Annotated in this window: 11 protein-coding genes; 2 read left to right on the top strand and 9 right to left on the bottom strand. The window is 40.5% G+C overall.

The genetic code is table 11. The features are described 5' to 3' along the window. Nucleotides 1-14: 14 nt before the first annotated feature. Nucleotides 15-1,352: an LCP family protein gene (locus tag CLNEO_RS13555; RefSeq protein ID WP_066090211.1), complete on the bottom strand. Its 1,338-nt coding sequence runs from the start codon at nt 1,350-1,352 to the stop codon at nt 15-17. 21 nt (nt 1,353-1,373) lie between these two features. Beyond that, nucleotides 1,374-2,555 (bottom strand): LCP family protein, encoded by a 1,182-nt coding sequence (locus tag CLNEO_RS13560; RefSeq protein ID WP_066090214.1) that lies wholly within the window; start codon nt 2,553-2,555, stop codon nt 1,374-1,376. Nucleotides 2,556-3,044: 489 nt separating this feature from the next. Between CLNEO_RS13560 and CLNEO_RS13565 the strand changes: the two genes are divergently transcribed. Together CLNEO_RS13565 and CLNEO_RS13570 are read left to right on the top strand one after the other, a co-directional pair. Continuing rightward, complete coding sequence (locus CLNEO_RS13565) at nt 3,045-4,934, top strand: LTA synthase family protein (RefSeq protein ID WP_066090217.1); 1,890 nt, start codon at nt 3,045-3,047, stop codon at nt 4,932-4,934. Nucleotides 4,935-5,621: 687 nt separating this feature from the next. Then, nucleotides 5,622-7,010 carry a sodium-dependent transporter gene (locus CLNEO_RS13570; RefSeq protein WP_066090220.1) on the top strand — a complete coding sequence of 463 codons (1,389 nt, stop codon included), beginning with the start codon at nt 5,622-5,624 and terminating at the stop codon, nt 7,008-7,010. Between the two features lie 356 nt (nt 7,011-7,366). Here the strand turns inward: CLNEO_RS13570 and mgtE are convergent, their stop codons facing one another. The 7 genes from mgtE to CLNEO_RS13610 form a co-directional block, all read right to left on the bottom strand. Beyond that, nucleotides 7,367-8,710 (bottom strand): magnesium transporter, encoded by a 1,344-nt coding sequence (mgtE, locus tag CLNEO_RS13575; protein WP_083532044.1) that lies wholly within the window; start codon nt 8,708-8,710, stop codon nt 7,367-7,369. Nucleotides 8,711-9,083: 373 nt separating this feature from the next. Further along, nucleotides 9,084-10,433: a replicative DNA helicase gene (gene dnaB / locus CLNEO_RS13585; RefSeq protein WP_066090226.1), complete on the bottom strand. Its 1,350-nt coding sequence runs from the start codon at nt 10,431-10,433 to the stop codon at nt 9,084-9,086. Nucleotides 10,434-10,453: 20 nt separating this feature from the next. Continuing rightward, complete coding sequence (gene rplI / locus CLNEO_RS13590; protein ID WP_066090229.1) at nt 10,454-10,900, bottom strand: 50S ribosomal protein L9; 447 nt, start codon at nt 10,898-10,900, stop codon at nt 10,454-10,456. 1 nt (nt 10,901) lies between these two features. Further along, on the bottom strand, nt 10,902-12,872 hold the full coding sequence (locus CLNEO_RS13595; protein ID WP_066090232.1) for a DHH family phosphoesterase: 1,971 nt from the start codon (nt 12,870-12,872) through the stop codon (nt 10,902-10,904). Between the two features lie 28 nt (nt 12,873-12,900). After that, nucleotides 12,901-13,209, bottom strand: a complete 309-nt coding sequence (locus CLNEO_RS13600) for a MazG-like family protein (RefSeq protein ID WP_066090235.1) — start codon at nt 13,207-13,209, stop codon at nt 12,901-12,903. Nucleotides 13,210-13,530: 321 nt separating this feature from the next. After that, nucleotides 13,531-14,391 (bottom strand): DUF58 domain-containing protein, encoded by an 861-nt coding sequence (locus CLNEO_RS13605; protein ID WP_066090237.1) that lies wholly within the window; start codon nt 14,389-14,391, stop codon nt 13,531-13,533. Continuing rightward, nucleotides 14,388-15,353, bottom strand: a complete 966-nt coding sequence (locus tag CLNEO_RS13610; RefSeq protein WP_066090241.1) for an AAA family ATPase — start codon at nt 15,351-15,353, stop codon at nt 14,388-14,390. The genes CLNEO_RS13605 and CLNEO_RS13610 overlap by 4 nt, the downstream gene beginning before the upstream one ends. Between the last annotated feature and the right edge of the window lies 1 nt (nt 15,354).

Below are 15,354 nucleotides of genomic sequence, written 5' to 3' on the forward strand. Positions count from 1 at the left end.
CTTTTTTCGTTTCCTTATTGTTCCTTTGTCCCCAATATAATTCGTATATCTATATCGCTTCCTATCTCTTTCGGTGCAACCTCAACCTTCGCATCGGTAAAGAAAGCAATTAAATCCGAGCCAACACCCTTATTTTTCACCTGAATTCTTGTATAGGTGTTTTGCTGTCCGCTGTAATTGGAAGGAGAAGCTACCCGATACCCGGAATCCTCCAGCTTTTTGCTGTATTGCGCCGCCAAGCCGTTAATATTGCCTCCATTAGTAACCTCAATAAGAAGGGACTTGCTGTCCGCTGTTGTTCCCTCCTGGGATTCCTCAGGGGCAACACTGTAAAACACCCGTTCAACCATCTCTCCCGTTGCTTCCGCATCATGTAAAAAATAGGATACATCGCCAACATATTGGCCAACACCCGGCAAGGTTTCCATGGAAATCTTGCTCATATCCACTTTGTCAATATAATTCACATATTTTAAAGCATCTGGTAAGGAAACATCCGTTTCTATATATTTATACATTACAGAAATTAAATCAGGAAGATTCTTTAAAATCGTTTCTGTGCTTAAAACTTTATCCGCCAAAGCCTTCAAAAATATCTGCTGTACCTCAATTCTTCCTACGTCACCCTCAGCATAACCACGAAACCGAACCAGCTGTTCCGCCTTTTCTCCGTCCAGATGCTGATCCCCTTCTTTCAAATTGATTAGCGGATCTCCCGTATCACGCATATCCTTGTACATATCCTGAGGTACATACATATCAACGCCACCAATAGCATCCACGATGGCACGGAAAGCTTCCAAGTCTATTTTTACATAGTGGTCAATTTTGATCCCCAAAAGGTCTTCAATTTGCAGCACCGTATTTTGGCAGCCAATTTTATTTCCGCTATATGCGTGTACCGAATTTAGCTTTGTAACCTGGCTATAAGATCGCCCTTCTGCTTTTATATTTTCCTTCACCTTATCCGCCAAAGAAACTCTGGTATCTCTTGGTAAGGAAACCAAGCTAATGCTTTGTGCAGCACTATCATAATGAACCACAAAAATTACGTCCGTTCTGGTTCCGTCCTTGTCCACACCAAATACGGCAACGTTCAACTTGATATTTCGTTTTAAGAAAGCATCTAAAAAGCTTGTATCCGACCCATTGATGCTTGTCACACCATCATTTGCAAAGGGTGTTTTCCCTGTTGTTTTGTAATATGCAAAGCAAGCACCACCAGCCAGCATAACAAACACCAACACAATTGTTAAAACAATTTTAAAGAACACCTTTATTGGATGAAATCCTTTTTTCTTTGAACTGTTTTTCTCTGTCGGTTGTGCAGACCTTCTTCTTTTTTTGTCCATCTTCTCACCCATCTATTTTATTTATTCTACCATATTTTGCTCTGTCTGTGCGGATTCAATACCATAAATTAACTGATCAATCAACGCTTTTGTTCCTTCTTCATCCATATCAAAATATGCACCACCCTCACCGGGAATAGTAACCGCTGTCATTTTTGCCGGATCAATCTCCTTTAAATACTTCACATATTTCAATGCTTCAGTCAAAGTAATATTACTTTCCGTTTTATCCAAAGCAACTTCAATTAAGCTATTCATATTTTTGAGTATTGACTGCGTACTACAAATCTTTTCCAAAAATACCCGCATAAATTCCTGTTGAACCTGAATCCGTTTTAAATCCCTCTGCGCATAGTCCTCTCGGAAACGAACTAGCTGTTCTGCCTTTTTCCCATCCAAGTGCTGAAAGCCAGGGTATAGGTCAATATAAAGATCCTGATAAGGGTCAACGTAATACAGCCTGTCCTGCACTTCTATATCAACCCCACCAATTGCATCCACAATGTCACGAAACGCGGATAAGTCCACTTTAATATAGTAATCCATTTTTATGCCCAAAATCTCCTCCAGCATCTTAACGGAAAAGGAACTGCGGTTTCCTTCCCCTGCATAAGCGTGAAGCTCTGTCAGCTTGCACTCTCCATAAACGCCGTTTCTTTTGGGGATTGTTCGACCTTTCCCTTCTAAAAAAGAAGTCATCTCGCTGGTCATAATCACCCTCGTGTCCCTTGGAACTGCAATTAGGCTAAGGGACTTTGTTGTGGTATTAAAGCTGGCAATCATATTTACATCTGCGCGAAAGCCATCCTCATCCGTACCCAGAATCGCCAAATTAATAATCTCATCTTCTATTTTTTCCGGAGCGGCTGCCGAAACCTGAAAGGTTTCCTTTTCCGCCTTTCCTTCCCATTTTTGGAAGGCAACGAAAGCTTTTGAAGCACCATATGCTCCCACCAATAACAAAAAGATACCAAAAACCAGAAAAACTCCTTGTATCCTTCTTTTTCGTGCCAATCGCCTGCGTCTATCGTTTCGTTTTCCTTGGGGTGCTCTGGCAGGACCATTTTTATACTCAGTTGGAACCGCCCTTTTCCCAGGCATTTGCCTCTCATCGCGTTTTTGTCTGCGACGAACCGCCTCCCCATCCACACGAATCTCATCGCGCCGATCTCTATACTCGTAGTCTATTCTTTTTCTGCGCATCCTTCGTTTCTCCCCATTCGTCAGTTTGGCTGACACTTTTACAACTTATTTATTATACCAAATCAAGCAAAAACTGACAATAAAAAAACAGTTCTTTTAAAAATTCATGATATTTTAAATAAAACTCTGAACTTTTTACACCTTAGCGTCTTTTTTTAGACAAAAAATCGTATTCTCAAAAGGTAGCTGTGAAACAACTTATTTTTTTCTAAAATTTTTTAATATTATTAAGGTTAAACTTTAAATTAAAAGCTTTAATGGAAGGCTAACTGAATAAAGCAATTGTTATCATTCCTATGAATAAAAATAAAGAAAACCAAAATTTTACTATAATGCCATTTTTGCCAGTATATTTATTATACATAATTTATGCCAAGAAAATTCTACATTTTTCTTAATATAATGAACCCTTAATTCTCGTTTTCTTTACTTTTTTGTTAAAAACTCGTATAATGCAAACATTGAAATTTATTTTTTGGAGGTAGACTTATGTCAGAAGCAAATTTACGAAAAAGGGGAAATGCGCTGGTTTGTGTTCTTAAAAAGTACTATTTGTGGCCACTTTTTGCCGCAGTATCCATTATTGTAACAGGCTTAGTGTTCTTAATCACATCTGAACATTTATACTTATTGGCGCTAAATATTTTACAAAATCCCACCCTGCTTTTTTTAAATATTTTACCTGTATTTCTATTTATGGGTCTTCTATATTTTTTATCGAGAAAGATTCTTTTTTCCATAACCTTGACAACTGCGTTTTTTGTTTTGTTTGCTTTTGTAGATAAGGTAAAAACAACCATGCGTCAAGAGCCGCTGCTCCCCTCCGATTTCACTTTGGCAAAGGAAGCCTTTACCGTGGCAAAAACATTTCCACCTGCCCAATTGTTTCCGGTTGCATTATTGCTGATTGCGCTGTTGGCAGCTGTGATTATATCTTTTTGCTTTTCTATGAACAAAAAGCCTACGCATAAAACACAGCTAATGGGATGCCTTGTTTTAATTTTAATTGGCTACAGTGCAAACGCTTTATTGTATTCAAATACACAATTATACGATCATTATCCTGTAATCGAAAACCCTTATTTTGAGGTAAATCAATATAACTCAAAGGGGCTTATTTATTCTTTTTGTCATCAATTCAATATCACCAGGGTAACTGCACCCGAAGGCTATAATAAAGCCATGTTTGATCAGCTGGAAAAAGAGGAACGAATGAATTCCACAGAGAATCGCCCTCATATTGTAATGATTATGGGAGAGGCTTTCTCTGATTTAAGTGACAATCCAAATTTGGATTTCACAAACTATGGTGATCCACTGCAAAACTTTAAGGAGATGGCAGAAAGTGAAAATGCCGTCAGCGGCAAAATTGTAGTTCCTGGCTTTGGCGGCGGCACCTCAAACACCGAGTATGATGTACTGACGGCCTGCTCCACCAGATATTTGAACAATCCTCTGCCGTCCTATAATTTTATTCGTCAACCTTTTGATGCACTGCCTCGGCGTTTGGCGCAAATGGGTTATGAAACCCAAGCCATTCATCCCGGCTACGAATGGTTTTATAATCGTCAAAATGTCTATCCCCATTTGGGCTTTGAAACCTGCTATTTTTTAGAAGATTCCTTTGATTTGACCACACAGGGAATTGGCGGATACATTAACGAAACAGCAACTATGGATAAAATTCTGGAACTCTTGGATACACATATAAAAACAAAAGATACCCCGCTGTTTTCTTTTACTGTAACCATACAAAACCACGGGCCCTTCGATAATCGCTATGGCCCCCAGCCTCAAAATTTTGACACAAATATACCCTTGTCAGATTCGGAAAAAGATTTACTCACACAGTATTTTAAGGGCGTTACCGACGGCGATCGGGAATTAGGGCGCTTAAGGGACTATGCCCAGGCAAGCACAGAGCCCATTGTCATTGTATACTTTGGGGATCATCTTCCCGGTTTTTCTAACGGCATGGATTTCTTTCCCCTTCTAGATTACCCCATTGGTCCCAACGGCACATTGGAAGAACGTCTTGCCTTGTATGAAACCCCCTTTCTTATCTGGCAAAACAATGCTGCAAAGGAGCAAAGGGCTTTTGTGAAAACAACTACGACAACAAAGCTTCCAGAATCCGGAATTATAAATGCCCAGTATCTGGGAGCACTTCTAACTCAGCTTTTGGGCATGGAGGGTGTATCTCCCCTTTTTGACTATGTTAACGAAGCGCGCCTGCTTCTTCCTGCAAGTACAAACACAATTTTTGTTGATGCCAACGGCAATTATTCAGAATCAGGAACAGATGAGCAAAAAGACATTATTGCAAAGATGCGCTCTTGGCAATATTACAAGCTTTTTGACCAGTCCTTACCAAAATAATGTCATTCTATTCCGGCTATGAATTTTTTCCACTTGCAAAATGTACAATCAGCACTTGATTTCAGTAAAAGTTCGGATTTGTGGGGGCAGCTTTGAATGCTGCAAGTCAAACTCTTTGTTACTCAAACCTTTCTTAATATTATTAGGTTTTATTCCATATTAACAAGGAAAAGCTTCCTTCATTTAAGGGTGTCGATATCATCGTCACCCTTTTAAAACGTCTTAAGCTGTAAATTTTTTTAGCTGCTAAAAAAACTGTTCGACCAAACAGCACCTTGTCCTCGTCACAAAGACACATGCCTCTCTTGTTACAAATTTCGTAAAAATACTTAGTTTTTTCTCGTTTTTTAGATATAATACTTCATTTAACAATTCATTTTTTGTTATTGAACAATATAACGTACAAAAAAGTTTTAAGTTTTTAAATTTTTTTATTGAAATTGATTAAAAATTCATGTAAAATATAAGCGATCCATCAATCATCTGGAGTTATGGAAATTGTATGAAATGTGTTTCCCGTCACGAAGTTGTGGCAAAACAACAGTAATGCAGTTTAACATGGAGGGAGGGACTTAGGATGTAGCATTCAATCGTCACACGAAACTTGTTCGTTCGTGGCGGAATCGTTGCTGGATGGACGCGGCATTTTGTTTATACGAAATCATTCATTTTGTTAGGAGGAATTATATGTCAACAACAATAGAAAACCGTGGTCAATTTGGATCCAAATTAGGATTTATCCTTTCTGCGGCTGGATCTGCAGTAGGTCTCGGTAACATCTGGAAGTTCCCCGGTAAAGCATACAATAACGGCGGCGGTTCTTTCTTGGTAATCTACATACTTATGGTAGCTATAATCGGTACAACTGTAATGCTTGCAGAATTCGTACTTGGTCGTAAAACACAAAAGAACGCAATTGGCGCTCTGCGGGAGTTGAACGAAAAATATTCCTGGGTTGGCGGTCTGGGGGTTTTAACAGGTTTTATTATTCTTTGCTATTACTGCCAAGTTGGCGGCTGGACGATCAAGTATATTATTGCTTATCTCACAGAATCCGCAACTGTATATGCAGACCCTACTGCTTACTTCTTGAATATGCTGGGTGTAAACGGATTCCCTCTTCAAGGCGCAATCATTTTCCCTCTTATATTCCTTGCTTTAACATCCTTCATTATTAGTCGTGGTGTTGCGGATGGTATTGAAAAACTCAGCAAATTCCTTATGCCTTTGCTGTTTATTTTGCTGATTGGTTTGATGATTCGTGCTTGTACATTGCCCGGCGCTGGCGAAGGCGTTGCGTATATGCTGCACTTTGATCCATCCAAAATTAACGGAAATTCCTTCCTTGTAGCTCTTGGTCAGGCATTCTTCTCTCTTTCTTTAGGTATGGGCGTTATGATCACTTATGCTTCTTACCTGAGCAAAGAAGACAACCTGATAAGCAATACCGGTGTTGTTTGTGTATTGGATACTTGCGTTGCTTTATTTGCCGGCTTCATGATTATCCCTGCTGTATGTGCAACAGGTATTGACCCTGGTATGGGTGGCGGTTTTGCTTTCGCTACTTTGGCAGGTGTATTTATGTCAATTCCCGGTGGTACTATATTCGGCTTGTTGTTCTATTCATTGTTATTCTTTGCGGCGATTACTTCCTCTATTTCCATTTTGGAAGGCACCGTGGCATTTCTGGTTGAAGAAAAAGGTATGGAACGTAAGAAAACCGTTGTTTATGTTTCCATGGTTTTGTTTGTCATCGGTGTATTCTACACATTATCTCAGGCATACATGAACATCAAGGGTATCTGGTGGTCATTGGATGGTGTTCAGTTCCCTATTTTAGGCGACTTCATGGAATACCTGACCGACCGTCTATTGCTGCCTTTTGGCGCATTCTTCACAACTGTTTTTGTTGGTTGGATTTGGGGTACAGACAATGCAATTAAAGAGGCGACCTCTGATGGAAAATACAAATTCAGTTTGGCACCTGCTTGGGCTTTCCTTGTAAAATTCGCAGCTCCCATTGCTATTTTGTGCATCATCATAGCAGGTTTGTTCTTGGGTATGTCTATTGCATAATATCATTTGATTTGCAATAGTTTTAGAAAAAAAGCGATAATCATAAAAATGATTATCGCTTTTTTGTTTCTTGTATGAAATCCTTCTCCTCACCAACATGAACCCCGGAATACAAAATCATCTTTTTTCAAAGAAAGCATACCATTTCTCAAATCTACAGCTTTATAGCTGTTTTCCACAAGTGTTGATATTCCCTGTTAGCTATAAAACAAAGCCTGTTTTGGCTGTTTTGAATGCTTTTCAATATAGCCTATTCTGAAGTTTTAAAATCTATCTACAAAAAAAGCGACAACAAGCACCTCCCGCTGTCATCGCCTCTCTAAAAGCTGTAATTTCAATTAGATATTGAAAACCTTCTATAATACAAAAATTGCCGCAAGCGTAAAATAAATAATCAAAGCAATTACATCGACAACCGTAGTAATCAGCGGCCCAGCCATCATTGCAGGGTCTAGTTTAAAGGCCTTTGCTAAAATTGGCAAGAAACAGCCAATTGTCTTAGCCAAAACAACAACCAGCGCCATACTAACGGATACCGAAAGATTTACCCAAAATCCAGCGTCACTGTTCACTAGTGTCATCTTAAGCATATTCATAAGGCCTAAAGCTAAGCCGCAAATAACCCCCACGCGAATTTCTTTCCACACAACCTTAAGCACATCTTTTAATTGAATTTCACCTAATGCCATACCACGAATAATCATGGTAGATGCTTGAGAACCGGCATTACCGCCTGTATCTGTTATAATTGGTATAAATCCAGAAAGAATTACTACTGTTTCAATAAGGCTAGAATACCGAACAATAACCATGCTGCTTAAAGTACCCGAAACCATCAATAAAGACAACCATACAATTCTATTTTTTGCAAGTATCATAACAGGGGTCTTTAAATATTCCTCATCTGAAGGAATTAACGCCGCCATCTTTTCCATATCTTCCGTTGTTTCCTGTTCGATAACATCTACGATGTCATCAACAGTAATAATACCAACCAAACGCCCTTCTGTGTCCGTAACCGGCAAAGCCATCCAGTTGTATTTTTTAAAGATATTCGCAACCTCTTCCTGGTCATCCGTGGTTAATACAGAAACAATATCCTCCTGCATCAGTTCTTCTATGGTTTCATCATCCGACGCACAAATCAAAGTTCTTAATGGCACAACCCCAATCAGCTTTCTTTGATCATCAATCACATAGCAGGTATAAATCGTTTCTTTATCCGTTCCCGTCTGCTTAATTTGCTTCATTGCAGTGGCAACCGTCATACTACTGCGCAGCTTTACAAACTCAATGGTCATCAAGCTTCCCGCAGAATTTTCAGGATAATTCAAAAAACGATTAATCAGTTTCCTTGTTTCTGCGTCCGTATTGCGTAGAACCTTCTTTACTAGATTTGCCGGAGCCTCCTCCAAGAAATCCACTGTATCATCCAAAAACATCTCATCCACAATATTGCGAACCTCTCGATCCGTAATAGAATGAACAATATGCTCCTGGGTATCGCTATCCATATAGGAAAAGACGTCTGCCGCCATATCCTTTGTAAGCAAACGAAAAACAAACAACTGCTTTTCGGCGGTCAATTCTTCAAAATATTCCGCCACATTAACAGGCTGTTCCGAGTTTAACTCATCTTTTAAACGAGCATACTCTCCTGATTCCATTAACTTATTTAAAACATTAAATAATTTCTGCATTTCCTCCATTGCCTTCACCCCGTTCCAATAAAAAAACACGACTTATTTTCTTCAAATTCGCCGTGTGTTATCCAAAAAAGGGCACAAAAACCGAAGGGTCTAACTCAGAAAATGAAGCAAACCCAAACACACGGCAATATTCAACTGATACGTTCGATAACTCTCAGGTTCTAAAGGTATACCATCGCTTTTGCCATCCATTTGAATCACCTCTGCTTTTATAATTATTTTTATACATAATAATAGTATATTCCTGAAAAATTTTAACGTCAACACCCTTTGTGCAAAATTTTCAAAAACTTTTTTCTTTTTCAATGAAAAAATGTTAACTGCAGTAAAAAAACACAAATTTTTTTGCAACAAGAAAGTTTACTCAATATTTTTTCAAAAAATTTCCAAATTTTGTATACTGTCCCAACCAAGTTAAATCCACAATTCCCGTAGGGCCATTTCTTTGCTTCGCAATGATTAATTCCCCTTGATTTTTTTTCTCAGTATCTGGAAAATAATACTCATCCCGATATAAAAAAGCAACTACGTCAGCATCCTGCTCTATGGCACCGGACTCACGCAAGTCGGAAAGCATAGGTCTGTGGTCACTTCTTTGCTCGCAGGCACGGCTCAACTGAGATAAAGCAATCAAAGGGGCTTCCATCTCACGGGCAATGGCCTTTAAATTACGGGAAATCTCAGAAATTTCTTGCTGCCTAGAATCTGTTCTGCCATTCCCGCTCATTAGCTGTAGGTAATCAATCACAATCAATCCCAGTCCCTTTTCCGCCTTTAGGCGACGGCACTTGGATCGCACATCCATAGGAGAAATCCCCGGAGTATCATCAATATAAATGGGTGCTTGGGACAGGGGACCCATGGCCCGAATTAAATCCTCCCAATCCTTATCGTTTAGCTCACCCGTTCTTAGCTTTTGGGCGTCCAGCATTGCCTCCGAACAAAGCATACGGTTTACCAATTGATCTCGGCTCATTTCCAACGAAAACACAGCCACAGGCACATTGCTCCTGATTGCCGCATTTTGAATAATATTTAAAGCAAAGGCAGTCTTTCCCATGGAGGGGCGGGCAGCAAGGAGAATCAAGTCGGACTTTTGCAGCCCAGCCGTCTTAGCATCAAAATCAACAAAGCCTGTAGATACACCCGTCAGCTTACCCTTAGAGCGGTAAATATCCTCAATTTTTTCAATGGAATCTACAGCAATATCACGAATATGATGAAACTCCTCCGTATGGCGCTTTTGCATAATTTCATAAATACTTTTTTCCGCCTGCTCCATAATGCTATTTATGGTCTCTTTTCCATCATAACTCATTTGAGAAATGTTTCCCGCTGTTCGAATTAACCTTCGCAACACGGATTTTTCTTCTACAATCGATGCATAATGCCGCACATTCACGGAGCTGCCTACCGCAGTAGAAAGGGTGGCCAAAAATGGCACGCCGCCTACCTGTTCAAAAACCCCCTTCTCCTCCAGCTTATTTTTCACTGTGATTACATCAATAGGCGCGGCGGAACGATACAACTCTTGCGCTGCCTCAAAAACCATTCTATGGTCGGGACGATAAAAATCCTCCCCCATAAGAACTTCAAGGGCAATCGCAGCCGCATCCCGATCCAAAAACATAGAGCCTAATACAGCCTGTTCCGCTGTTTCATCATAGGGCGGCACGCCACGGATATTTTCATTTTGTTTTTCTTTCTGTTCCATGTATTCCGCCTCCACTGCAATCAAGCTTCCACAATTTTAATCAAAACTTCTGCTGTTACCTTTGGGTGCAGCTTGATTGTAGCTGTTCTTTCTCCAACCATTTTAATTGGGTCGCCGATAGAAACCTTCTTTTTGTCAATATCCAGCTTCGTTTGCTCCACAATTGCTTCAGCAACCTCTTTATTGGTAACAGAACCGAATAACTTACCGTTTCCGCCAGTTTTCACTTTAATGGTAACCACTTTCTCCTTCAAAGCCTCCGCAATTTTCTGTGCACCTTCCAGTTCTTCTTGCTTACGTTTTTCTTCGGATTTTTGCTTCAGCTCGTAATCATTTAAATTGGACTTTGTTGCTTCCACAGCCAGCTTTTTGGGCAGCAAAAAATTTTTTGCATAGCCTTCACTGGCGTTAATTAAATCGCCCTTTTTTCCAACACTTTTTACATCCTGTAATAAAATCAATTTCATATTATGCTTCCTCCTTCAAATATTCTTGAATGGCATGACGTATCTTCTCCTTGGCTTCTTCCAGCGTGCAATCTTGAAGCTGACCACCCGAAACTGTAAGATGCCCGCCGCCGCCCAATCTTTCCATAATTCTTTGAACATTAATGTCACCAAAGCTGCGAGCACTGATATACACCGTATTCCCCACTTTACAGCACACAAAAGAGGCCTTAATTCCCGTTACATTCATTAAATCATCCGCAGCCTGCGCCGCTGTCAGCATTGAATTTTCAACATTGGCTGGGCAAACGGAAATTGCGATATTATCCATAAACAACTCCGCATCCCTCACCGCAGTAGCCTTGGCCTTATATGCATCCATATCATTTTGGAAAAGCAGCCGTACACGAATGCTATCCGCCCCGTTACGACGTAAAAACCCCGCCGTTTCAAAGGTAATCGCCCCCGTTTTTACGCAGAAATTCTTTGTATCCACCGTTATGCCGGCTAAAAGGGCATCCGCCTCAATGTTGGTAAGCCTTATCTTCTTGCCAATATGCTGAATCATCTCCGTAATCAGCTCTGAAGTGGAAGATGCATATGCCTCATGATAAACCAACACCGCCTGATCAATTGCGTCTGCACTCTTTCTATGATGATCAAAGAGAACAACTCTTTTTGCCGCGTCCAGCACCGGTGGACTTTCCACCATACTTTTTCTGTTGGTATCGACAATGATTACCAAGGTGTTGTTATCCATCATTTTTAAAGCTTCGGCGGTTTTTATCGTTAGGTTTGTAAAGTTGCCGCTTTTCTCCATCTTGTCCCAAAGTCTGCGAATACCAACCCCAACCTCATTCATTACAATATGACTTTTTTTATCCATCGCCCTTGCAATGGCACAAATACCCATGCAAGCACCCATACTATCCAAATCGGCGTTTTTGTGTCCCATAACCAATATTCCCGAGGATTCACCCATTAAATCCCAAAGGGCGTCTGCCTTAACTCTAGCGCGGATTCGTGCATTGCGCCCCATTTCACCGGTTTTCCCGCCGAAAAAGAGATACTTTTCACCCTCCTTCATTACAACCTGATCCCCGCCTCTGCCTAAAGCCAAATCAACGGCAGCCTTAGCATTTTGCATTGCCTCCTCTAGGGAGTTTTCGCCACACCCAATACCCATACTGATGGTAACAGGAATATGATCTCCAACGCTAATCTCACGAATGTCATTTAAAAACTCAAATTTCTTTTCTTTTAATTGTACCAGCCTACCTCTTTTTAGCAAAAAGAAATATCGATCCTTTTCCAGCTTTCGAATCACGCCGTCCACATCTTGCGCCAGCTGATTTAATTTTCTATCAATTAAGGCTGATAATATTGGCCAACGAGTTTCGTCTAAACTATCCACAACTTCCTCGTAATTATCCAAAAAAATCATGCCTACAACCGTCTGTTGTTCTTCCAAAAGCTTCACCAGCTGCTGTTTTTGAGTTGCATCCACCAAAGTCATGGTTAAAACAGTACCAACGGCACCGTTTTCCTCAACCACATCACAGTGATCTAAAGACCCTTCAAAAATTTTTTCGCCAACTTCCAGCAAGGTTTTTTCCCCCTCACCACTATGTCGTAATAATTGTTCCACAGACGCTTTTGCATCGTCAATATTGGCATAAACCTCTGTAAATTTATTATTATACATTAGTATATGTCCACGAATATCCAAAACCGCATAAGGAATTGGTAAATTCTGTGGTATTTGAAAATTCTCCTGCAATACCATAGTATCTAAAAAAGATGGAGCATCTTCCTTATCTACTTCAAAGGGAATGTGCAGCTCCTTTAACACCGGCCAGCCGAAAAAAACAGCAGCTCCCCCGATTAACGTTCCAATTCCCAAGTAAATATCCACCAAAGCACAAATAAAAACAATCATTGCCATGAATAAAATAGGAAGGATTACCTTATCACGTTTATTTAATTTAAACATTTTTATGCCTCCAAACCACACTGTTCCCTCATAGCTTAAGCCCCAGTTCCCGGTGCAATTCCAAAAGAGAAGTTTTCCATTCAGGCCTTTCTTCTTGCAAAAGTCCAAGCTTCAGCTTTGCCGCAGCTTTTTGGTCAAGGGTTTCCTTTGAAATTCCCATCCTTGCCGCCAAAAGATACATCACAATTTCCAGCTCAGCCAATATCTCTGCTTTTTCCCCTTTCGTTGCATTTTCTTGCATTGCGGAAAAAAACTGAGCCACAGCCGATAACATCTGGCATTGCAAATTTTCAGTCATTTTAATATTCTTTGCAATATCGAAATCCTTTGTATCCATTAAAAACCGCCTCCTAGCAGATGGTTTTAATTATTATCTGCAATAATATATTATATCATAAATTTTTGTCTATCTCAATATGAAAGTGGCTTTCCTTAATATCGAAAAAATCTTAAAATAATTTCAGCTTAAAACAAAAATTTTACGACGCCAAAAAATCAAAAAAATATTTGCCCAACCAAATGGGTTGGAAAAGCTTTTCTCCGCAAACAGCTTCGGAAATTTTAACTTATTCGTTGAAATCCTGTTTTTACAAAAAAGGTGTCGACAAAGCCGACACCTTTAGATAAACCACTTTTTCTATCAATAAAAAACAATCCCTTAATGCAAAACCTCTCGAATGGCAGTAAAAATGGGCGTATGCTCGTTCATGCAATAAAACACTGCACCCGAACCAAAACAAAGATCACCCAATGCCCCTCTATGCTCTTTTAACGCCTTATTATAGGCCAACAGCACCGAAGAAGTCAATTCCAAATCACAGGTTTCTCCCGTTTCAGAGTCCTTTAGCCGCACAGCCTGTCCTTCCTTTGGCTGCTCCTCTTCCATGGACAACACCTGTACTAGGCACACCTGCTGCTTTTTTTTCTGTAAAACATGCACCGCTTCCTCCAAAGGCACCTCCGTAAAAAAATCCGAAATAACAATTGCTATACCTCGTCCCAATTTGCCGCTGTATAAACCGGCACGCAGAAGATTGGAGCCGCCGCTGCACTTCGCCTTCTCAAGAAGCCCCAATAGCTCAAAAAAGCAGTTTTTCCCAGTGCTTCCTCGCTTTTCCAAAATAATGGAATCATTCCATAGAAATAAACTCACACGGTCACCGCTGCAAAGACCTATATACGCCAAAGATGCCGCAAACGCCTTGGCCTGCAAAAACTTCTCTTCTTTTTCCATGGAGCTGCTGCAATCCAAAAAAATATTAATTTCCGCCTGTTTTTCCTCCATAAATAGCTTCACATAAAGCTTGCCGAATCGCCCAAAACTATTCCAATCCACTCGCCTTAGGTCGTCCCCCATAATATATTCCCGAAAATCCGAAAATTCTAGCGAACTGCCTTTGGCATGAGATTTTCTTGCGCCGCTGTAGCCATCCACACTCAGCCTTTGACGCAAAGAAAAAGAAAGCTTCTCTAATTGCATTAAATATTCTTTTGTAAAAATGTCTTGTAATGTTTTCATAACAATATTGCCTCTATAATTTCATCTACCGCAATCCCATCAGCCATACCTTCAAAGTTTAGGAAAATACGATGGCGCAAAGCGCCCTTGGCAACTGCCTTCACATCTTCATACGCTACATTATAACGCCCTGCCATCAGCGCATAAACCCTTGCAGTCATCATAATCGCCTGAGCACCTCTTGGGCTTGCCCCGAAGCTCACATATTTTTTTACCATTTCCGGCGCTTGGTCATATTCGGGATGGCTTTTTAAAACAATATCCATAATATACTCCGCCACAGGTGTTGCAACAGGCACTTCCCTTGCCACAGCCCTCATCTCCAGGAGCTTTTCTTGTCCGCAAACCTTTTTTGCATCTCTTTGGCTGCCTGTGGTGGTGGAATGAACAATTTCCAAAAGCTCTGCCTTCGTAGGAAAGGATACGTCAAGCTTGAATAGAAAACGGTCCATCTGCGCCTCCGGCAATGGATAGGTTCCCTCTGATTCCAAAGGATTTTGAGTAGCCAATACAAAAAAAGGCTCCGGCAGCAAGTACGTTTCATTTCCGCTGGTCACGGTATGCTCCTGCATTGCTTCAAGCAAAGCACTTTGTGTTTTCGGGGTTGCTCTGTTTATTTCGTCCGCCAAAACAATGTTTGAAAAAACGGGACCCCTGCGAAATTCCATGCCCATCTCTCCCTGTTGGTTTTTTGTCATAACCGAGGTTCCTGTAACATCGGCAGGCATCAGATCGGGCGTAAACTGGATACGGGAAAAGTCTAAATCTAAAACCTTCCCGATGGTTTTGACCAATTGTGTCTTTCCAAGCCCCGGCAAACCCTCAAGCAAAACATTTCCTCCGGCAATCATCGCTGTCAAAACCCCTCTGATTAAATCCTTTTGCCCAATAATTACCGAGCCGATTTCCGTTTCTATTTTTTGAAACTCTGTCCCAAATTGACGTATCATTTCCTCATTCATG

This window comes from Anaerotignum neopropionicum (assembly GCF_001571775.1).
Lineage (GTDB): Bacteria > Bacillota > Clostridia > Lachnospirales > Anaerotignaceae > Chakrabartyella > Chakrabartyella neopropionicum.

What these genes read in the sequence shown, in the direction of transcription:
- CLNEO_RS13555 (WP_066090211.1), bottom strand. Translation starts at nt 1,352, where the DNA reads ATGGACAAAAAAAGAAGAAGGTCTGCACAACCGACAGAGAAAAACAGT.
- CLNEO_RS13605 (WP_066090237.1), bottom strand. Translation starts at nt 14,391, where the DNA reads ATGAAAACATTACAAGACATTTTTACAAAAGAATATTTAATGCAATTA.
- CLNEO_RS13595 (WP_066090232.1), bottom strand. Translation starts at nt 12,872, where the DNA reads ATGTTTAAATTAAATAAACGTGATAAGGTAATCCTTCCTATTTTATTC.
- rplI (WP_066090229.1), bottom strand. Translation starts at nt 10,900, where the DNA reads ATGAAATTGATTTTATTACAGGATGTAAAAAGTGTTGGAAAAAAGGGC.
- mgtE (WP_083532044.1), bottom strand. Translation starts at nt 8,710, where the DNA reads ATGCAGAAATTATTTAATGTTTTAAATAAGTTAATGGAATCAGGAGAG.
- CLNEO_RS13570 (WP_066090220.1), top strand. Translation starts at nt 5,622, where the DNA reads ATGTCAACAACAATAGAAAACCGTGGTCAATTTGGATCCAAATTAGGA.
- dnaB (WP_066090226.1), bottom strand. Translation starts at nt 10,433, where the DNA reads ATGGAACAGAAAGAAAAACAAAATGAAAATATCCGTGGCGTGCCGCCC.
- CLNEO_RS13600 (WP_066090235.1), bottom strand. Translation starts at nt 13,209, where the DNA reads ATGGATACAAAGGATTTCGATATTGCAAAGAATATTAAAATGACTGAA.
- CLNEO_RS13610 (WP_066090241.1), bottom strand. Translation starts at nt 15,353, where the DNA reads ATGAATGAGGAAATGATACGTCAATTTGGGACAGAGTTTCAAAAAATA.
- CLNEO_RS13560 (WP_066090214.1), bottom strand. Translation starts at nt 2,555, where the DNA reads ATGCGCAGAAAAAGAATAGACTACGAGTATAGAGATCGGCGCGATGAG.
- CLNEO_RS13565 (WP_066090217.1), top strand. Translation starts at nt 3,045, where the DNA reads ATGTCAGAAGCAAATTTACGAAAAAGGGGAAATGCGCTGGTTTGTGTT.